Source organism: Spongiibacter tropicus DSM 19543 (genome assembly GCF_000420325.1).
GTDB lineage: Bacteria > Pseudomonadota > Gammaproteobacteria > Pseudomonadales > Spongiibacteraceae > Spongiibacter > Spongiibacter tropicus.
In genome coordinates this window covers 2,187,209-2,206,443 of the sequence record NZ_ATUS01000001.1, presented here as the reverse complement: position 1 = coordinate 2,206,443, position 19,235 = coordinate 2,187,209, and the positions used below count along the sequence as shown (strand labels likewise).

The following is a 19,235-nucleotide window of genomic DNA, read 5'->3' as shown; positions in this document are numbered from 1 at the left end:
CGGGCCGCCGCCCCTTGAGTTTGGCGCCAACTCCCCCATACTGATTCAAGACCACTTCACTTTTTGGACTCGTCTGCCCATGCCAGAACGCGCATTTCCCTCACTGAAACACCACTTCCTGGTCTCCCTGCCCAGTCTCAGTGAAGGAATTTTTGCGCACAGCCTCTGCTATCTGTGTGAGCACGATGAACAAGGCGCGATGGGACTGATCGTCAACCATCCGCTGGACATGGACGTTAGCGAGATACTTGAGCAGCTGGAACTCGACAATCGGGCAGCCATTCCCGAAGAAGCCATTTATGCGGGCGGGCCGGTTCACACCGACCGCGGCTTTGTACTGCATCGCCGAGATACACAAAGCTGGGAAGCGAGCCTGCTGGTCAACAACGATATGGCGGTGACGACCTCCCTGGATATTCTCGAAGCCATCGCCGAACAACGCGGCCCCAAAGAACACTTGATCGCTCTCGGGTATGCGGGATGGGGGCCGGGGCAACTGGAGGAAGAGCTCGCCGACAACGCCTGGCTGAGCCTGCCCGCCGACCCCAAAATTCTGTTTGAGATTCCCGCCGAAGAGCGGATCGACGCCGCCCTGGCAATACTGGGTATCAACTTCGCCCAGCTTGGCTCAGACAGCGGACACGCCTGAGTCGCCGCTCTGCTACACTGCGCACGCCCAAACCACGAGATTCACTGCCATGCCCGCCGCTCATTACTTGCTCGCCTTTGACTACGGCCTGAAATGGATAGGCTGCGCGGTGGGGCAGAGCCTGACGGGTAGCGCCAGCCCCCTGTCTGCACTGCGCGCCAAAGACGGCACGCCCCGCTGGGAAGAAATAGAAGCGCTGCTGAACGAATGGCAGCCGCAGCAGGTGCTGATCGGCCTGCCATTGAATATGGACGGCAGTGAGTCAGAAATGTGTGCCCGTGCCCGCAAATTCGGCAACCGCATTCACGGTCGCTTCGGTGTGGCCGTCAGCTTTGCCGACGAGCGCCTGTCCAGCTTTGAAGCCAAAGGCGAACTGCTGGAACAGGGCGGCGGCGACTTCAAAGAGCGCGGCGTCGACAGCCTCAGTGCCGTCCTGATCCTCGAGAGCTGGCTGCGAGAAAACGGCTGAGTTCAGCGCCCTCGCGTGCCACCACCGCCACCGCGCGGTTTCTGATCGATGTCTTCCATGCTCAGTCGCCCTGCGGCCTCTTTCATCTGCCCCACATTGTTGTCGGCACCCAGCTTGATCAGCAGGCGCAAATCGTTGGCCGAGTCGGCGTGGGCAATGGCGTCCTGATAGGTAATCTCGCCGGTACTGTAGAGTTCGTAGAGCGCCTGATCGAAGGTCTGCATTCCCTGCTCGTTGGACTGACGCATCAAGTCTTTCAGCGCCGCCACGTCACCTTTGCGAATCAGATCAGCCGCCAGCGGCGTATTCAGCAGAATTTCCACACAGGCGCGACGCCCCTGCCCGTCGCGGGTCGGAATCAACTGCTGCGCCACCATGGCTTTGAGGTTGAGCGACAGATCCATCCACAATTGAGTATGCCGCTCCGGCGGGAAGAAGTGCAGAATGCGATCCAGCGCCTGGTTGGCATTGTTGGCGTGAAGCGTACACAGACAGAGGTGCCCCGTTTCAGCGAAGGTAATGGCATGTTCCATGGTTTCGCGGGTACGCACCTCGCCGATCATGATCACATCCGGCGCCTGCCGCAGCATGTTCTTCAACGCCACTTCGAAAGACTCGGTATCAATGCCCACTTCCCGCTGAGTAATGATGCACCCTTTGTGCTGGTGCACAAATTCGATGGGATCTTCCACGGTGATAATGTGGCCGCGACTGTTCTCGTTGCGGTGCCCGATCATCGACGCCAGCGAGGTTGACTTACCCGTTCCCGTCGCCCCGACAAAAATAATCAGCCCGCGCTTGGTCATCGACAGATCTTTGATGATATCCGGCAGACCGAGGTCATCCGTAGTGGGAATCTGCGTTTCGATACGGCGCAGCACCATGCCGACCAGATTGCGCTGATAAAAAGCGCTGACCCGGAAGCGACCGACCCCTCTTGCGCTGATCGCGAAGTTGCACTCGTGATCGCGCACAAACTCGCGGCGCTGCTGCTCGTTCATCACGCCCATCACAGTTTCCCGCGCCTGTTCGGGGCTCAGCGCATTACTGCTCACCGGAATCAACTGGCCGTTCAACTTCACTGACGGCGGGACCCCCGCCGAAATAAACAGATCCGACGCGCCTTTTTCCTGCATCAGACGCAGCAGTTTTTCAATTTCCAAAAACGATCTCCCCGGCGTTCAGGCCGTTAAAAGTTCTCCGGGAACCGCGCCTTCAGGCGGGCGGCATCGCGGGTAATCTGGCGCTTGGCCAGCAGGTCTTTCAGACACTGATCCATGGTCTGCATGCCGACATTGGCGCCCGACTGAATCGCCGAATACATCTGTGCGACTTTGTCTTCGCGAATCAGGTTTCGGATCGCCGGGGTGCCAATCATAATTTCGTGGGCAGCCACCCGGCCGCCTTCGGGCTTTTTCAACAGGGTCTGGGAAATGACCGCCTGCAGCGACTCCGACAACATGGAGCGCACCATGGATTTTTCCTCACCGGGGAACACGTCCACCACCCGGTCGATGGTCTTGGCGGCCGAGGTGGTGTGCAAGGTACCAAACACCAGATGCCCGGTTTCCGCGGCGGTTAATGCCAGACGGATGGTTTCCAAATCCCGCAGCTCGCCCACCAGAATAATATCGGGGTCTTCCCGCAGCGCCGAGCGCAGCGCTTCATTAAAGCCGTGGGTATCGCGGTGCACTTCGCGCTGGTTTACGAGACATTTTTTGGATTCGTGCACAAATTCGATGGGATCTTCGATCGTGAGGATATGGTCGAATTTATTGTCGTTGATGTAGTCGATCATCGCCGCCAGCGTGGTGGACTTACCGGACCCCGTCGGACCGGTGACCAGCACCAGACCTCTGGGCAGCATGGAGACATCGGTAAACACCTTGCCCATGCCCAGGTCTTCGAGGGTCAGCACGCGCGAGGGAATGGTCCGGAACACCGCACCGGCGCCGCGGTTCTGGTTAAAGGCATTGACCCGGAAGCGGGCCACGCCCGGCACCTCGAAGGAGAAATCCGTTTCCAGAAACTCCTCGTAATCCCGGCGCTGACGGTCGTTCATGATCTCGTATATCAAGCGATGAACTTCCCGGTGGTCCATGGCGGGAACATTGATTCGGCGCACATCACCATCGACCCAGATCATCGGCGGCAGGCCGGCAGACAAATGCAGGTCAGAGGCGTTTTGCTTGGCACTGAAGGCCAGCAATTCGGTAATATCCATGGTTCTCCTTACAACACAGCACAGTGCAGGGCCGGAACAGACACCGGCATTATCGCAGTTACGTACCACAAGCAAAGCGATCTGGAGCATAAATCGGCCATGAGCTCGCCGCAGACCATTACCGCCAATATAGCAGCCCTTCGCCAACGCATCGTCCAATCTGCCAGTGACGCGGGGCGCGATCCAGCGGAAATTACCCTGCTGGCGGTAAGCAAAACCCGAAGTGCCGAGGAAGTCGCGGTGGCGCTGGATGCCGGACTGACGCAAATCGGCGAAAACTACCTGCAGGAAGCCGTCGACAAACAGGCCGCCCTGCAAGGCCGAAACGCCTGCTGGCACTTTATCGGTCCGATTCAATCCAACAAGACCCGCGAAATTGCCAGTCACTTCGACTGGGTACACAGTATCGATCGCGAAAAAATCGCCCGGCGCCTCAGCGAGCAGCGCCCCGAGGGAAAGCCGCCACTGAAAATCTGCCTGCAGGTGAATATCAGTCGCGAGGACAGCAAGTCCGGCGTGCTTCCCGAGGACGCCCTGACACTGGCCAAACAGATTACCGCCTTGCCCGCGCTACAACTGCGCGGACTGATGGCCATTCCCGCCGTCAGCGATGACCCTGCCGAGCAGCGAGCCGCCTTTGCCGCGCTGCGTGCTCTGCGCGATACACTGCAACAGGCATTGCCCGATCAAACACTCGACACCCTGTCGATGGGCATGTCAGGCGATATGGATGCCGCCATTGCCGAAGGCAGCACCTTGATCCGCATCGGTACCGCGCTATTTGGGCCGCGTCCGGCCAAAGCGGAGTAAACACGCATTTGGGCGCGACTTTCGGCGGCCTTTCCCGGCCTGATATACTCGCCAACCACGCTGCCGCCCCATCTGTATTCACGGCAGTATAGCCATCACCCGGAGGATTTCGGTGAGCACAGCAACCATTGGATTTATCGGCGGCGGTAACATGGCGGCCAGCATTATCGGCGGCCTGTTGACCAGCGGCGTCGATGCCCGGCAACTGCGCGCCGGCGACCCGAGCCAGGAGAGCCTCGACCGCCTGGCTTCGCTCGGCCCGATTACCACCAGCCAGGATAACCTCGACATTATTCCGGGCTGCGATGTGCTCGTCATGGCGGTCAAACCCCAATTGATGAAAGTCGTCTGCGCGGGTATTGCCGATACTGTGCAGGCCAGCAAGCCGCTGATTATCAGTATTGCGGCGGGTGTGACCAGCGACAGCCTTAACCAGTGGTTGGGCGGCAATCTTGCCATTGTGCGCTGTATGCCCAACACCCCTGCGCTGTTGCGCTGTGGCGCTACCGGCCTGTTCGCGAACACCGCGGTCAGCGAGATCCAGCGCCAACAGGCACAGCAGATTCTCGACGCCGTGGGCCTGGCGCTGTGGGTGGAACAAGAAAGTGAACTGGACGCCGTCACCGCGGTCTCTGGCAGCGGTCCGGCCTATTTCTTTTTGATGATGGAAGCCATGCAGGCAAGCGGTGAAGCACTGGGGCTCAGCCCCGACGTTGCCAAGCAGCTCAGCCAGCAAACCGCGCTGGGCGCAGCCAGAATGGCACTGGAAAGCGACGTGGACGTGGCCGAACTGCGCCGCCGGGTGACCTCGCCGAAAGGCACCACGGAGCGCGCCATTACTATTTTTGAAGACGGCGGTTTCCGCGCGCTGGTGCAACAGGCACTGCAGGGTGCCGCGGACCGCGCCGACGAACTGGGCCGCGAACTCGAAGGGGAATAAAACACCGATGTCTGCCGCAAACGATATCTCCTATCTGCTGGTCAATACCGCTGTCGGGCTTGCCCTGATCGTGTTTCTGCTGCGCCTGATACTGCAACTGGTGCGCGCTGATTTTTACAATCCCATCTGCCAGACCATTGTTAAAATCAGCAACCCGCTGGTCTTGCCACTGCGCCGGGTACTGCCACCACTGGGCCGTATCGACAGCGCCTCACTGCTGATCGCCTTCGCCATTCAGGCACTGGGCATTGTCGTGCTGTGTCGACTGCTGTTCGGGGCGATTCCCAATCCGGCGCAGATTCTGCTGTGGTCAGCCATCGGCCTTGTGGGAGCGGTGGTCAACTTTTACTTCTTTGCCATCATCGGCAGCATCATTTTGAGCTGGGTCGCACAGGGCAGCTACAACCCCGGCGCGCAGCTCCTGTATCAAGTTACCGAACCCGTCATGGCGCCCTTTCGCAAGCTGGTCCCTCCGCTGGGAGGTCTGGACCTCTCCCCGATTTTTGTCTTCTTGCTGATTAACGTGATCGAAGTCCTGTTGCGGCATATGGGCGCATCCGTAGGCCTGCACCCCGCACTGGTGATCGGTCTGTAAATTGCCATGACGGCGTTTTACCGCTGGCAGGACAATACGCTGCTGTTGTTCTGCCATATTCAACCCGGCGCCAGCCGGGATGAGTTTGCCGGCCTGCACGGCGAGCGACTGAAAATCCGGCTGCGCGCCGCCGCCGTTGACGGCAAGGCCAACGCCGCACTCTGCACCTTTCTCGCCAAGCGCTTCAAGGTAAAGAAAGCCGATATCGAACTCAGTTCGGGGGCGCAAAGTCGGCAAAAAACCCTTAGAATTCAAACACCCGGAATACTACCGGCAGAACTTTCCATTTCTGCTGCACACAGCGACAAGGGATAAGGCGATCAGGTGACACAGCACCCATCTCAGGAGCCAGACAGCGTAGGCATTGTCCAGCCGCAAACGCTGCATTTCGATCAGCCGCTGGTACTGTCCTGCGGCCGCAGCCTGCCGGAACACGATGTGGTTTACGAGACCTACGGTGAACTGAACGCCGCGCGCAGCAATGCCATTCTGATCTGCCACGCACTGAGCGGCCACCATCATGCGGCGGGCTATCACAGCGAGGACGAGCGCAAACCCGGCTGGTGGGATTCCTGCATCGGCCCCGGCAAACCCATCGACACCAATGTGTTTTTCGTGCTCAGCATCAACAATATTGGCGGCTGCCACGGCTCCACCGGCCCCGTCAGCATCAACCCCGAAACCGGTAAGCCTTGGGGACCAGACTTCCCCTATCTGCGTTGTCGCGATTGGGTAGAAAGCCAGCGTTTGATGATGCAGCACTTCGGCATCGAACAATGGGCCGCCATTATCGGCGGCAGTCTGGGTGGCATGCAGGCCATGCGCTGGGCATTGGAATACCCGGACGCCACGCGCCATTGCGTCGTGATTGCCTCGGCCATGAAGCTGTCCGCGCAGAACATTGCCTTTAATGAGATCGCGCGCAACGCGATCATGTCAGACCCCGAGTTTCACGGCGGCCGCTATCTGGAGCACAACACCCTGCCGCGACAGGGGCTGTCGCTGGCGCGCATGATCGGCCACGTGACCTATCTGTCGGACGATGGCATGAAAGAGAAATTCGGCCGCGATCTGAAAGCCGGCGATCTCCGTGTCGGCGCCGAAGGGCCGGTGGAGTTTCAGGTGGAAAGCTATTTGCGCCATCAGGGCTCGCGATTTGCCGAAACCTTTGACGCCAATACCTATCTGCTGATGACCAAAGCGCTGGATTACTACGATCTGGCGCGCGAGTACGACGACGACCCGGTCGCCGCCTTCAGTCACGCCAAGTGCGCATTTATGGTGGTGTCGTTCACCTCGGACTGGCGCTTTGCTCCCAGCCGGTCGCGGGAAATTGTCGACGCGCTGGTCGCGGCCGGCAAATCGGTGAGCTACGCGGAGATCGAGGCGAACCACGGCCACGATGCCTTCCTTATTCCTATTCCGCGCTACGTATCGGTATTCAACGCGTATATGAAGCGTGTGGCGGAGGGCCTGTGATGCGTTTTGACCTGACCCTGATCCAACCCTGGATTAAACCCGGCGCCCGCGTTCTCGACCTCGGCTGTGGCGACGGGACGCTGCTGAAAACCCTCGGCGATGAAAAACAAGTGTCCGGTCTGGGCTTGGAAATCGACCCCGATAACATCACCGAGGCGCTGAACAAAGGCGTGAACGTGATTGAACACGACCTCAACACCGGTCTGGGCAATTTCCGCGACGACAGCTTCGATGTGGTGGTCATGACCCTGGCCCTGCAAACCCTGCGCTATCCGCATCTGGTGATCGATGAGATGCTTCGGGTGGGCCGCGAATGCATCGTCACCTTCCCCAACTTCGGGCACTGGCGCAGCCGCTGGCACCTGAGCGGACGCGGTCGTATGCCGGTCAGCAAGTTTCTGCCATACGCCTGGTACGACACTCCCAACATCCACTTCTGCACAGTCAGGGATTTTGAGGTGCTCTGCGCCGAGCGCCATATCCGTATACTCAACAGCAGCGTCGTCAGCGGCGACAATACCCAGGGCGCGCTGGCTCAGCGCTTCCCGAATCTGCTGGGTGTCACCGCCGTTTACCACATCAGCAAATAAATACCCTGTCAGGCGAGGAGACAAGCATGCGCGTTTTTAAGCGGCTTAACATTCTGTTGATCAGCCTGATCGCGGCGCTGCCCGCGATCGCGCAAGAAGACACGCCCCCCGAGGCCGCGCCGACCAGCAAACAGTTTGGCGATGTCACTGTGCACTTTACTGTGCTGAACACCAGCTTTCTCAGCCCACAGGTGGCTCGCAGTTACGGGATCGTGCGCGGCGACAACAAGTTTTTAATGAATGTTGCCGTCAGCAAACAGGAGGAGCAGCGCAGTCGCGCCTTGCGCGCCGAGGTCAGCGGCAGCAGCTCCGACCTGATTCACCGCACCCCGCTGGAATTTCGCGAAGTGATTGAACAGGACGCGATTTACTACATCGCCGAGTTGGAAATCGACAGTAAGCGCGAACGCAGGGACTTTCGCTTGAGCGTAAAAACGGACGAGCGCCCACAGCCCTACGACATCCAGTTCAACAAACAGCTTTACCGCGACGGAGACTGATGTGAGCAGCAAAATTGTGGTGGCCACCGGCAATCGGGGCAAGCTCGCCGAATTCAGCCAATTGCTGGGCGAGCGCTTCGAGCTACTCAGCCAGAAAGACCTGAAGGTAGACGAAGCCGAGGAGACCGGCCTGAGCTTTGTTGAAAATGCGCTGCTCAAAGCCCGCAATGCCGCCGCCCAGACCGGCCTTCCCGCGCTGGCGGACGACTCCGGCCTCTGCGTGAACGCGCTCAATGGCGCCCCCGGCATCTACTCCGCCCGCTACGCAGGCGATGGCGCCAGCGACACCGACAACAACGCCAAACTCGTTGAGAAACTGGCAGGCGAGAACAACCGCCGCGCCCATTTTCACTGCGCACTGGTGTTTGTGCGCCACGCCACCGACCCCGCCCCCCTCATCTGTGAAGGCCGCTGGCCCGGCGAAATTATCGATACCGCCAGAGGCGGCAACGGCTTCGGCTACGATCCTCACTTTTACGTCGCGGCGCTGGATAAAACCGCAGCGGAACTCCCTCCGGAAGAAAAGAACCGACTCAGCCATCGCGGCCAGGCCGTCGCCGCATTTGTTGAGCGGTTTAAAGAAGAAATGCGATAGACAGCTTCCCCAGCCTCTCTCTCCACACATTGCCATCACCGCTAACCACGACACCGTTCTGCTACAAGCAAACACAAAGCATCAGAAACAAAAAGAGCCCGATGGAACGACGTTCCATCGGGCTCTGTCCCTAAGCGGCTTTACGATTCGGGCTGAGGCTCCATTTTGCGACGGAAGCTGCCTGAGATACGCACCACATTGTCACCGCCGGGCATGATTTGCTCACCGTCGATAATCAGTGCTGTGGCCGTGTAGGTGCCAGTCACATAGCCATTGTCATCGCTGAGAATTTCTACCTGACAGGCAGCGCCATCCAGCGTGAGCTCAGCCTTGGCGTCGCGGTCGTACTGCGTAGTCTGATACAGCGCGCCAATCGCTTGCAGATTTACCTGCACCGCGCGATTGTCGGCACTGTTCACATCAGCGCAGTTGTACACACCCACTTCACGCGGCATATTGATCACGTCCAACTTGAGCTCTTTGCGGCGATCCAGAGTGCGATGACCGTACTGGTTGTAAGCGGTCTCATAGCCATACAGCTGATCGAAGGCGTCGTAGAGGAACTTGAAGCGGTCGCCCGTCTGCCAGTGGCCACTACCGTCTTCAACGCGCAGGGTCATGCCGACTTCGTTGGGCGCCAGTTCGCCTTCGTCACCGCTGTCATCATCGGGACGCGTCAGCACGACAGCATAGTTACGGAATTTTCCGCTGATTTCCAAACGGCGGTCGTCGCCTTCCAGCAAGTTTTCCTGAGCAAACAAGGTCGCGGTATAGCTGGCGTCGTAGAACTTGCCACCGCGCGACACGGTAACGATTTCACACTCGCCACCGCTGTCATCAGAGCTGTAACGCTGCTCAAGCAGGTAAGTACCCACTTTCACCCACATCTGCATAGCCCCGGAGCGACTCCGGTATTCGGTGCCGCAGTTGTAGGTGGTGTCTCCGGCAAAGCCGCCATTGGGCTGGGTGCCTGCATGCAGGCTGATGATATCGGAGGCATTGCCGGTAAACGGCGGCGTGCCGTCATCAGGGCTGGTACCGCCGAGACCAACAGGGTTATCCAACAGGAAGTGCTGATCTGAGCCGAGTTCGAAACTGGGGTTGTCGGCCAATTCGATACTGCCGAAGTATTCCAGCGGCAACTCGCCCTCCAGTGCCCCGGCCGTACCAACATGGTCATAAACCTTAAATGGCACATTTTCGAGCTGGATTTCGTAGTCGCCTTTCTCCAGGCTGGCCGACAGGATAACGCCCTGCATGCCCCCCAGTTCGCTGACATAATCCACACGTACCGTACAGCTGCTTGCACTGTATTCGCCTCGGTTATCCGGCGCCCCCGACGTAGCGTTCATCGACAGCACGATTTGCAGCTCGTCGTTGCACACCTGCTCACCAAGCACATGGGGGATATAGAACAGCATAAAGGCAGGCAACAGTCCGTCATAGGCAGTGGTATCCACCTCTTTGCGGGTATCCACTTTAAACTGAAGCTGTCGGATTCCATTCAGTGTGGTGTACACACTGCCAAAGTCCAGCAGATAGCGGTAATCGCTGTCTGCAAACTTCAAATAGGCGCCATTCTTGCCATTCAGGGGATCGTAAACCGGGTTATCGAGATCGCCAGCGACACCACCGCCGCCGGTCTCGCCCCCGGTTTCACCGCCGCCGGTATTTTCGAGCGTCGCCTTGAAGTAGCCATTGCTCACTACCCGGCGAGGCTCCTCGCCCGAGAAATTCCCGGAGAAGTAACCCTCGTAGACCGGACCGGCCTGCACCACTTTAATCACGCAGTCGCCGTTGCCTGAAGCCAGCCCTGCCTGATCGAAATCGTCAGCATTGATGTACTGCAGTACCGTGTCGTGGCCGTTATCGTCGCAGGAATAGGTGCCTATTGTTGCCGGCACGTGCACTCGCCACTTCTCGCGCCGCTCACTATCCAGCCCCTCGAGATAAACCAGCCCATTGCCGTTGTTGCTGGTTAGGATGTCGACAACATCGGTGAAGGTATAAGTCACACCGTCGATATCGCCAGTGAAACCATCGCCAGTGAAGCGGCCTTTGCCTTGATTATCGACTTCCGGATCGGTTTGGCCACCGGTTTCTCCGCCAGTCTCACCACCGGTCTCGCCGCCAGTCTCACCACCGGTTTCGCCGCCAGTCTCGCCACCGGTTTCTCCGCCCGTCTCCCCACCGGTTTCTCCGCCAGTCTCACCACCGGTCTCGCCGCCAGTCTCACCACCGGTTTCTCCACCGGTCTCACCACCGGTCTCGCCGCCAGTTTCACCACCGGTTTCTCCGCCCGTCTCGCCGCCGGTTTCGCCACCAGTTTCTCCACCCGTCTCACCGCCAGTCTCTTCCTCACCAATCGTGCTGGAATCCGGGGTGAGCGCCGCAGTGTTTGCCTGCAAGGCCGAGTTTGCCAGCAGCGCCGCCTGAGCGCTGATCGCCGCCGTCAAATCTGCCACGAAGTCGGTATAGGGAACGGTCACAGAGCTGCCATCAGCCATACCGTCCAGTGCGCTGTCTTTGCCGTCGGCAACCAAGGCATTCATGGTGTTCACCGCAGGCAAGCCATCGCCGGATGACAGCTCGGCAAGGGCCGCCAGTAATAAGGCATAGCGCCCTGCTTCGGTGTCTTCCAGGCTGTTGACCGCCGTCGCTCCGGACACCAGGCTCGGCACGCTGAGAATACTGGTCAAGCCCGGCGCAATCGCGGCGCGGACCTCTTCATTAATCGCGTTCACGTCATCACTGGTCAGCGGGGAAATACCGCGCGCCAAGGCAATCTCATACGCCAGATGAGTCAGCGGCGTGACCGCCAATGCGGTATTGGGTGCAATCGCCATCGCGCGCATACTCTGCCCCGCCGGAAAGGCGAGTGTTGCCTTGGCAGACTCGTCGTAATAGCTGGCATCACTGCCACCGACTACTTCGATGACTACCGGCCCACGGTAACGACCGTAGTCCACGACCACACTCCCGTCAGCCGCCGTCGTTCCGGTGCCGATCAGCGTTAGGCCATCGGCTTCGTAGACATTCACCAGGGCACTGGAGACCAAACCGAGAGACGGTGATACCGCTACCGACTCCGATTTGCCGCCTTGGGGGTATTTATGGTCATCGTTACAAGCTGCCACCGTGACGGCTAAGGCCAGCACGGGCAGGTGCTTCCAAGCTAGAAATCGCATAGTGTTCTCCGACTCAACAATCATCGCATTCCGTCGCTGCAATACGGGCGGCGCGAAACATCTTTAGTATTCCGCCAACAGTATTCGTGGAGTCAGCGCTGCCCACCACCCCGTGTACAGGGGTAATCGCGGGGATAACCGAACGCCATCTAGCGCTATCACCGGCATCCCGGACGTGATCCGGGATGCAGAACCGCCCAAGCCAGAACCAGCCACCGCGCAGCGCGCAGCGCGCCCATCAAAGACAAGTAATGAAAAGTGAGTAAATTCCCGGTTTGTGAGTCAAACAGAGCATGTCGTGTTGCCAGCGCCGGCTTATATCGCCAACATTGGCGTACGGGAGCCCCGGCTCTGGCCACCCATCACCTCAACAAGGAGAATCGAGCGCATGCTGAAATGGATACCGCGCGTCCTGCTACTGCTGGTCGTGCTCGTGATTGCCACGGTGCTATTTGCCATGGAACCCATCGCCAAATGGGCCATAGAAAGCGAGGGCAGCAAGGCCGTCGGCGCTCGAGTAACGGTGGATAGCGTCGACATCAAACTTTATCCCACCCATGTCGCACTGAATGGCCTGACGGTTGCCAATCCGCAGGAACCGATGCGCAACCTGTTGGAAAGCGAGCGCATTTCTGCCGATGTGGATACGAAGGCCCTGCTCAAACAGCAGGTAATTGCAGATCAAGTGCTGCTCTCGGGACTCCAGCTCTACACCGAGCGCAGCACACCGGGCACGCTGGACGGCAGTATGCCTCCACCCAAACCGGAGCAGGAAGGCAGTGGCATGCCGAGTATCACCCTGCCCGATGCCAACGCCATTATGAGCGAAGAGCAGGCGATTATTCAGGCCGAGGTCAATGACATCGAAAACGGCTTTAAGTCGCTGGAAAGCAAATGGCAGGAAAAGTCGAAAACCCTGCCCAAGGAAGAAACCTTCAATGAATTCAAACAACGCTGGGAAGCGCTGAAGAAGAAAAACACCCTTGAACGCCTGGCCGGTGCCAAACAGCTCCGCGACGATATCAAAGACGAGCTGAAGCAATTCAAAGGGCTTAACAAAGAGCTCGGCGCCGATATCGACATGGCTAAATCACTTACCCAGCGCGCCGCCAAACTGCCCTCGGCCCAGAGCCAGCGCATTATGAGTAAGTACGGTATCGACCAGGGTACCGAAGGCATGCTGCGTTTTCTGGTTGGCGATGAAGCCACCGCGATGGTTCAGCGCGGCCTGACGCTCTACCGTGAAACCGTAGGCGACCTGGCAAGCAAAGAGCCCGAACCCACGCAACCGGAAGCCAGCAGTGAATTGCCGGTGAACATTCTTATCCGCGAAATCCTGATTGACGGCTATCAAATGGTCGGTGAAGAAAAGCTGGCGTACTCCGGAGAAATCCGCGACGTCACCGACAAACAGGATTATTGGAACAAGCCCATCACCATGCTGCTGAAAGGTGGCGTCAATAATGCCTCGCAATTGCAGATAGACGGCATCTTCGACCAACGCGGTGACGCGCTCAAAAGTGCATTCAATATGGCACTAAAGCAGTTGGCACTGTCCGGAATCTCGCTGTCACAGAGCCCGCAATTGCCTCTGCAACTTGAAAAAGGGCTGGCGGATATCAACGCCAACTTTGCCGTTGACGGCAGTGACCTCAGTGGCTCCGTCAAAGGCTTGGTCAATCAGGCCAAATTGCTGGTCGCGAATGCCAGCAGCGAGAATGATACCGCCCAGCGGCTCGCCAAAGCTCTGGAGAGCGTCAGCAAGCTGGTAATGAACCTGAACGTCGGCGGGAGTGTCAGTGACCCCATCGTCAAATTGAAGTCGAACCTCGACAGTATTATTGGCGATGTCCTCGGTGAGGAGCTGAAGGGCCAGCTAAAAGAGGTTGAGGCCGACGTCAAAACTAAAATTCAGTCAAAATATGGCGACGACCTCAATCGTCTGCAGGAAAAACGCGAGCTGCTTGCCGACTACCAGAGTCTGCTGGGCGATCGCGAAGCGGCGCTGCGGGCGATTATGAAAGAACTGATGTAAACCGCGGTAACGGCGGGCCTGTGAGGCCCGCCGCTTTTCTCTATAATCCCCACCCTTTTACCACCGAAGAGATCATGCCCATGAGCGAGCAGGCCCTGCTGCAACAACTGGCCGACGGCACCGCTGACTTTGCCGATGTCATCAGCCATATTGATACTCACTACGACTTTCAGCCCACCGCCTTTCGCAATGGCGACACGCACAACGATGCCGGAACGAATAATGGCTCGTGCAAGATTTTCGCCTTTGGCAAACTGAAAGGCCTGAGCCCGCAGCAGACCCTGAATGCGTTCGGCGACTACTACCGTAAAGACGTTCTGCAAAACCCCGAAGGCAGTGATCACGCTAATATCCGCAACTTTATTCAACACGGCTGGGAAGGTATCGACTTCGAAGGCAAGGCGTTAACCGCCCGATAATAAGATAGCAATGGGGGCGGCTTGCGAAATGGCAGCCGTTGCCAACGAACCGGGCCCAAACTCAGAAGCCCTGTCCCCGGCTCGGGGGCGGAGTGACACTGAGCGAGTGGGGCCCGTAGTCCCAATCGTCCACATGCCAAACCTAGGCCAAAACAGCAATATAAGATGGCCGCCACCCCGTTCCCTACACCGTCATCCCGGGCTTGACCCGGGATCCAGAACCACCCAGTTCGGAATCCTCCTCCGCGCCCAGCCAGGCCACAACACCGACAGACCATCCAACGACACCAGAAACGTCGCCACGGTCTTCTATGTCATACTAAAGCCACTTAGAGAATTAGTATTCGCACTGTTAAGCTCTTTTCCATCGGTTCGAACGTAATAAAACCAAAACAACCGCTGGGAAAAGTCATGTCATATAAAGTCGTTACCTGGGGAACCGGCAATGTCGGTAAATACGCCATTCGCGCGGTACTCAATCACCCTGAGCTGGAGCTGGTTGGCCATATCGTCAGCAGTGAAGCCAAGTCCGGGCAAGACGCCGCTCAACTCGCGGGCCTAGACCAGGCATGCGGTATCAGCGCCAGTCACGACATCGACGCGGTGCTCGATCTACAGCCCGATTGCGTGGTCTACACCGCTCACTCCGAAACCCGCATGATGGAAGCGGCGGAAGATCAAGCACGCTGCCTGCGCCGCGGGATTAACGTCGTCGCCTCCTCGCTGTTTATGCTGCAGTATCCCGACAATCCGGATGTGGCCTTCATCGCGGAGCCCATAAAGGCCGCCTGCACCCAAGGAAACGCCACTTGCTTCAACAATGGTATCGATCCCGGTTTCGCGAACGACACCATGCCGCTGGTATTTACCGGGCTCAGCGAACACTGGTCCCACATTCGCATGCAGGAAATCATCAACTACGCCACCTATGAACAGGAAAATACCATCCGCGAAGTCATGGGCTTCGGCTATCCCGTCGATCACGATTGCGTACTGTTTGCACCCGGCATGCTCTCTATGGGTTGGGGCGGCTCTGTGCGGTCGGTTGCAGCCGCGCTAGGCCTGGAGGTTGAACGCGTTTACGAAGTCCACGAGCGCCTGCCGTTGGAGGCCGATACCGAAAATGCGATGGGCGTCTTCAAAAAAGGCACGACCGGCGCCATGCGTTTCGAAGTCAGGGCCGTCGTCGACGGCCGCGACGCTATCGTCCTTGAACACATCACGCGTATTACAGACGATATTGCTCCGCACTGGCCAACAGGAAAGGGCTACCGCGTCATCATCGAAGGCGAACCCAAGATGACGGTCAGTATGGATATGGAAGACAGCAATGGCGATCACGCGGTGGGCGGCGTGATTCAAACCGCTACCGCGATCGTCAACGCCATCCCCGGCGTCGTCGCACACGCACCGGGAATGGTTGCCGCCTACGACCTGCCAAAGATTAATGGTAAAGGGCTATACCGACCCACCGAGTAGTCCTCTCTCGAGCCACAACGCCATCCCGGGCTTGGCCCGGGAGCCAGCACCACTGAATGCCGTGGCATACACACAGAGCGCAAACCGCTCAGACCTTAAGCCTGCCAGTGAGACGGAATGGCAACCCGGTCAGCAGATAATTAAATAGAAAAAATTGTCTACATTCCTTTGCAGGGTGGGAAATAGGGACTATATTTCTCATAGGCTCAGGATGAGCCGTTGGCATGGAAGGCTGTCTCAAGGACGAGAGTCAGCAAAGGATTGTGCGACGTCGCCACAAAGGAAGGCGGCCGCCTTCCTGCCGTTCTTTTCTTTTTCTATTCGACCCAGTAGAAATTACGCTGAAGGCCTTAATTACTGATCGCGATAACCATCTGGATTCTGGCTTTGCCAACGCCAGGTATCTTCCATCATTTTTTCCAGGCTGCTTGCCGCACGCCAACCAAGAAGCGTCGCCGCCTTATCGGCATTTGCCCAAAACGCGGGAAGATCACCGCTTCTACGCGGCGCATACTGATACGGCACATTCTGGCCAGTGACTTCGACAAACGCCGTCACCATCTCCAGAACAGAAACGCCATTACCTGTGCCAAGATTAATCGCGTGTAAGCCCGGCTGATCCAGTACCTGCAGGGCACGACAGTGGCCATCGGCCAAATCCACCACATGCAAATAATCGCGAATGCAGGTGCCATCAGGCGTTTCATAATCGTCACCAAAAATCGCCAACTGCTCCAGCTTGCCCACCGCAACACGACTGATAAAGGGCATCAGATTGTTGGGAATACCCAGCGGATCCTCGCCAATCAAGCCCGACTCATGGGCACCGATCGGATTAAAATAGCGCAGCGCGGCAATGGCCCAGCGGTCATCTGCCACGCAGATATCCGCCAACACCCGCTCAACCATCGCCTTGGAGGCGCCATAGGGGCTTGAGGGCTGCCCGAGAGGCATCGTTTCCTCGTAGGGCACCGGCGCATCAGGGCCATACACGGTTGCCGAAGAGCTGAAGACCAAACGAAATACCTCCGCTCTGGCCATGGCTTCGCACAGCACCAACGTGCCATTCACGTTATTCTCGTAATACTTCAGTGGTTGCTCGACGCTCTCTCCCACCGCTTTCAAACCGGCGAAATGAATCACTGCATCAATCGCGTAACTCCCAAATACCCGATCAAGCGCTTCGGCATCACGGATATCCGCGTGAACAAACTCCGGGGCAATACCCGTGATCTGCTCTATCCGCTCAAGCACTTTTATATTGCTGTTTACCAAGTTGTCCAGAACAACAACCGCGTGCCCCTGCTGCTGCAGTTCAACCACCGTGTGGCTGCCGATATAGCCTGCACCGCCAGTAACCAGAATCGTTGCCATGTCTTCCTCGTTCATTACTCGCACACAGCTATATGTGCATCCAATTTTGTTGTCTGACTCGATATGACTCGTAACGCCGAATCAAAATTCCGTGGCCCTGTAGTTCAGTTCCTGGCTAGGGGGTGACTGAATTAGCCACAGCAAGCCGTAAGACGGAACGCCTCAAAAATCCTCAACCCCGTCATGCCGGACCCAATCCAGCATCCAACACCACCGCAGGTCTAATCACTCACCATACCCAGCTAAACTCGACGCGAGGGTGACCAATTCTCTTCAAAGAACCTACATAAAAAAGCCCAGGTATTCCTGGGCCTTGCGTCAGCAGCAAATACTCACTTTGCTTCAGCAGGCGCCCTGCCGTAACGGTCTTCAAAGCGCACAATGTCGTCCTCACCCAGGTACGAGCCCGACTGAACCTCAATCAGCTCCAGCGGAATCACCCCGGGGTTTTCCAAGGCATGCACCACACCAACAGGAATGTATGTCGACTGGTTTTCCGTGAGCATAATTTCCTTATCGCCATTGGTCACTTTTGCCGTACCTGACACGACAATCCAATGCTCAGCGCGGTGATGATGCATTTGCACCGATAACTTCGCGCCAGGATTCACGGTAATACGCTTAACTTGATAGCGCTCGCCATTATCAATGGAATCGTAAACGCCCCAGGGCCGATGAACATGGCGGTGATGCAGCACCTCGTTCCGTCCTTCGAGCTTCAACTGCTCAACGATCTTCTTCACATCCTGAACCTGATGCTTGTCTGCAACGAGAACCGCATCGTTGCTTTCAACAACGACCACATCGCTCAGCCCCACAGTTGCCACCAGACGATGTTCAGCGCGGATATAACTGTTGCGGGTATTATGGGTCAGCACATCGCCAGACACGACATTGCCATCATCATTGCCATCGGCCACTTCCCACAGTGACGACCAAGCCCCAACATCACTCCAGCCAGCAGATAACGGCACCACAACAGCTTTACTGGTTTTTTCCATTACCGCGTAGTCAACGGAGTCGTCCGGGCACTCGGAAAATGCCTCCGTGCCCACACGCAGAAAATCCACATCCCGACTTCGCTCGGCATAGGCCTGCTTACACGCCGCGTAAATATCAGGCCGATGGGCTTCCAGCTCGGCCAGATAGGCATCTGCCGCAAACATGAACATACCGCTATTCCAGTAGTAGCCGCCATTATCCAAATAGGACTGTGCTGTATCCGCGTCCGGCTTTTCTACAAACTCTTCAACTTTATAAGCCACCCCTTGTGATGCGCCACGGCGAATATAGCCATACCCGGTATGTGCGCTCTCCGGCACAATACCAAATGTCACAAGATTCCCGGCTTCCGCTTCAACAGAGGCCTTCGCCACCGCCTCCTGAAACGCCTTAACATCCTGAATGAGGTGATCCGCAGCCATCACCAGCATCAACGGCGAAGATGACTCGCTTTGTTCAAGAAGATCAAATGCCGCCAGGGCGATAGCCGGGGCAGTGTTTCTTCCCACTGGTTCAAGAATTATCGACGACAACTTCTCTCCGGCCTCATGCGCCTGCTGAGCAACAATAAAGCGATGCTCCTCGTTGCAGATAACCGTGCTGCCATCGGTCGCAACACCATGCAGCCGCGCCAGCGTTTCCTGCAGCATCGTTTTTTCACCAGTAATGGCCAGAAACTGTTTTGGAAAACGCCCTCGACTAGCTGGCCACAAACGGCTTCCACTACCGCCGGCCATCACGACTGCGTACATGAAAAAACCCTCTCATCCTGAATTTGGATAAAACAACAAACTCGCTATTAAATACTACTACGCTAGTAGATAAGCCGCCGCGACATGGCGCAAAAACTCAAGCCCTACTTCTCACTATTGCCCTGCGGGCACTAA

18 protein-coding genes are annotated in these 19,235 nt (G+C 57.5%); 13 read left to right on the top strand and 5 right to left on the bottom strand.

Going from position 1 to position 19,235, the window contains the following annotated elements; genetic code table 11:
- Nucleotides 1-79: 79 nt before the first annotated feature.
- Together G411_RS0110330 and ruvX are read left to right on the top strand one after the other, a co-directional pair.
- Entirely contained in the window at nt 80-649 is a 570-nt protein-coding gene (locus G411_RS0110330; protein WP_022959128.1) for a YqgE/AlgH family protein, read from the top strand.
- Between the two features lie 49 nt (nt 650-698).
- Nucleotides 699-1,118 (top strand): Holliday junction resolvase RuvX, encoded by a 420-nt coding sequence (gene ruvX, locus G411_RS0110325; RefSeq protein ID WP_022959127.1) that lies wholly within the window; start codon nt 699-701, stop codon nt 1,116-1,118.
- Nucleotides 1,119-1,120: 2 nt separating this feature from the next.
- On the opposite strand, the gene G411_RS20070 is transcribed toward ruvX, so the two are convergent.
- Together G411_RS20070 and G411_RS0110315 are read right to left on the bottom strand one after the other, a co-directional pair.
- Nucleotides 1,121-2,281, bottom strand: coding sequence for a PilT/PilU family type 4a pilus ATPase (locus tag G411_RS20070; RefSeq protein WP_022959126.1), 1,161 nt, complete (start codon nt 2,279-2,281; stop codon nt 1,121-1,123).
- Nucleotides 2,282-2,307: 26 nt separating this feature from the next.
- Nucleotides 2,308-3,342 (bottom strand): type IV pilus twitching motility protein PilT, encoded by a 1,035-nt coding sequence (locus G411_RS0110315; protein ID WP_022959125.1) that lies wholly within the window; start codon nt 3,340-3,342, stop codon nt 2,308-2,310.
- Between the two features lie 99 nt (nt 3,343-3,441).
- On the opposite strand from G411_RS0110315, the gene G411_RS0110310 reads away from it, so the two are divergent.
- The 8 genes from G411_RS0110310 to rdgB all read left to right on the top strand — a co-directional run bounded on the left by G411_RS0110310 (nt 3,442) and on the right by rdgB (nt 8,851).
- On the top strand, nt 3,442-4,152 hold the full coding sequence (locus G411_RS0110310; RefSeq protein ID WP_022959124.1) for a YggS family pyridoxal phosphate-dependent enzyme: 711 nt from the start codon (nt 3,442-3,444) through the stop codon (nt 4,150-4,152).
- A 112-nt stretch (nt 4,153-4,264) separates the two neighbouring features.
- Nucleotides 4,265-5,092, top strand: coding sequence for a pyrroline-5-carboxylate reductase (proC, locus tag G411_RS0110305; RefSeq protein ID WP_022959123.1), 828 nt, complete (start codon nt 4,265-4,267; stop codon nt 5,090-5,092).
- A gap of 7 nt (nt 5,093-5,099) precedes the next feature.
- Nucleotides 5,100-5,687, top strand: coding sequence for a YggT family protein (locus G411_RS0110300; RefSeq protein WP_022959122.1), 588 nt, complete (start codon nt 5,100-5,102; stop codon nt 5,685-5,687).
- 6 nt (nt 5,688-5,693) lie between these two features.
- Nucleotides 5,694-6,002 carry a DUF167 domain-containing protein gene (locus G411_RS0110295; protein ID WP_022959121.1) on the top strand — a complete coding sequence of 103 codons (309 nt, stop codon included), beginning with the start codon at nt 5,694-5,696 and terminating at the stop codon, nt 6,000-6,002.
- 9 nt (nt 6,003-6,011) lie between these two features.
- Nucleotides 6,012-7,166: a homoserine O-succinyltransferase MetX gene (gene metX / locus G411_RS0110290; protein WP_022959120.1), complete on the top strand. Its 1,155-nt coding sequence runs from the start codon at nt 6,012-6,014 to the stop codon at nt 7,164-7,166.
- Nucleotides 7,166-7,756 (top strand): methionine biosynthesis protein MetW, encoded by a 591-nt coding sequence (metW, locus tag G411_RS0110285; protein ID WP_022959119.1) that lies wholly within the window; start codon nt 7,166-7,168, stop codon nt 7,754-7,756. The genes metX and metW overlap by 1 nt, the downstream gene beginning before the upstream one ends.
- A gap of 26 nt (nt 7,757-7,782) precedes the next feature.
- Entirely contained in the window at nt 7,783-8,256 is a 474-nt protein-coding gene (locus G411_RS0110280) for a DUF4426 domain-containing protein (protein WP_022959118.1), read from the top strand.
- Between the two features lies 1 nt (nt 8,257).
- Entirely contained in the window at nt 8,258-8,851 is a 594-nt protein-coding gene (gene rdgB, locus G411_RS0110275; RefSeq protein WP_022959117.1) for an RdgB/HAM1 family non-canonical purine NTP pyrophosphatase, read from the top strand.
- Nucleotides 8,852-8,991: 140 nt separating this feature from the next.
- Here the strand turns inward: rdgB and G411_RS22340 are convergent, their stop codons facing one another.
- The gene (locus tag G411_RS22340; protein WP_022959116.1) at nt 8,992-12,039 is read right to left on the bottom strand and encodes a hypothetical protein; all 3,048 of its coding nucleotides are present in this window, start codon (nt 12,037-12,039) and stop codon (nt 8,992-8,994) included.
- 388 nt (nt 12,040-12,427) lie between these two features.
- Here G411_RS22340 and G411_RS0110265 point away from each other — a divergent pair, with 388 nt between their 5' ends.
- The 3 genes from G411_RS0110265 (at nt 12,428) to G411_RS0110255 (ending at nt 15,972) form a co-directional block, all read left to right on the top strand.
- A complete protein-coding gene (locus G411_RS0110265) occupies nt 12,428-14,074 on the top strand; it encodes a TIGR03545 family protein (protein WP_022959115.1) in 1,647 nt (548 codons plus the stop codon).
- An 80-nt stretch (nt 14,075-14,154) separates the two neighbouring features.
- Entirely contained in the window at nt 14,155-14,493 is a 339-nt protein-coding gene (locus G411_RS0110260) for a HopJ type III effector protein (RefSeq protein WP_022959114.1), read from the top strand.
- 411 nt (nt 14,494-14,904) lie between these two features.
- Nucleotides 14,905-15,972 carry an NAD(P)H-dependent amine dehydrogenase family protein gene (locus G411_RS0110255; protein ID WP_022959113.1) on the top strand — a complete coding sequence of 356 codons (1,068 nt, stop codon included), beginning with the start codon at nt 14,905-14,907 and terminating at the stop codon, nt 15,970-15,972.
- 354 nt (nt 15,973-16,326) lie between these two features.
- Here the strand turns inward: G411_RS0110255 and galE are convergent, their stop codons facing one another.
- Together galE and G411_RS0110245 are read right to left on the bottom strand one after the other, a co-directional pair.
- Nucleotides 16,327-17,361: a UDP-glucose 4-epimerase GalE gene (galE, locus tag G411_RS0110250; protein WP_022959112.1), complete on the bottom strand. Its 1,035-nt coding sequence runs from the start codon at nt 17,359-17,361 to the stop codon at nt 16,327-16,329.
- Between the two features lie 317 nt (nt 17,362-17,678).
- The gene (locus G411_RS0110245) at nt 17,679-19,100 is read right to left on the bottom strand and encodes a mannose-1-phosphate guanylyltransferase/mannose-6-phosphate isomerase (protein WP_022959111.1); all 1,422 of its coding nucleotides are present in this window, start codon (nt 19,098-19,100) and stop codon (nt 17,679-17,681) included.
- Nucleotides 19,101-19,235 lie beyond the last annotated feature (135 nt).

Bases quoted from the DNA above. Each gene is read 5' to 3' on its own strand.
- G411_RS0110295 (WP_022959121.1), top strand. From the start codon at position 5,694: ATGACGGCGTTTTACCGCTGGCAGGACAATACGCTGCTGTTGTTCTGC.
- G411_RS0110310 (WP_022959124.1), top strand. From the start codon at position 3,442: ATGAGCTCGCCGCAGACCATTACCGCCAATATAGCAGCCCTTCGCCAA.
- G411_RS0110315 (WP_022959125.1), bottom strand. From the start codon at position 3,342: ATGGATATTACCGAATTGCTGGCCTTCAGTGCCAAGCAAAACGCCTCT.
- G411_RS22340 (WP_022959116.1), bottom strand. From the start codon at position 12,039: ATGCGATTTCTAGCTTGGAAGCACCTGCCCGTGCTGGCCTTAGCCGTC.
- metW (WP_022959119.1), top strand. From the start codon at position 7,166: ATGCGTTTTGACCTGACCCTGATCCAACCCTGGATTAAACCCGGCGCC.
- G411_RS0110265 (WP_022959115.1), top strand. From the start codon at position 12,428: ATGCTGAAATGGATACCGCGCGTCCTGCTACTGCTGGTCGTGCTCGTG.
- G411_RS0110300 (WP_022959122.1), top strand. From the start codon at position 5,100: ATGTCTGCCGCAAACGATATCTCCTATCTGCTGGTCAATACCGCTGTC.
- G411_RS0110330 (WP_022959128.1), top strand. From the start codon at position 80: ATGCCAGAACGCGCATTTCCCTCACTGAAACACCACTTCCTGGTCTCC.
- G411_RS0110245 (WP_022959111.1), bottom strand. From the start codon at position 19,100: ATGTACGCAGTCGTGATGGCCGGCGGTAGTGGAAGCCGTTTGTGGCCA.
- ruvX (WP_022959127.1), top strand. From the start codon at position 699: ATGCCCGCCGCTCATTACTTGCTCGCCTTTGACTACGGCCTGAAATGG.
- galE (WP_022959112.1), bottom strand. From the start codon at position 17,361: ATGAACGAGGAAGACATGGCAACGATTCTGGTTACTGGCGGTGCAGGC.
- G411_RS0110260 (WP_022959114.1), top strand. From the start codon at position 14,155: ATGAGCGAGCAGGCCCTGCTGCAACAACTGGCCGACGGCACCGCTGAC.
- G411_RS0110255 (WP_022959113.1), top strand. From the start codon at position 14,905: ATGTCATATAAAGTCGTTACCTGGGGAACCGGCAATGTCGGTAAATAC.
- G411_RS0110280 (WP_022959118.1), top strand. From the start codon at position 7,783: ATGCGCGTTTTTAAGCGGCTTAACATTCTGTTGATCAGCCTGATCGCG.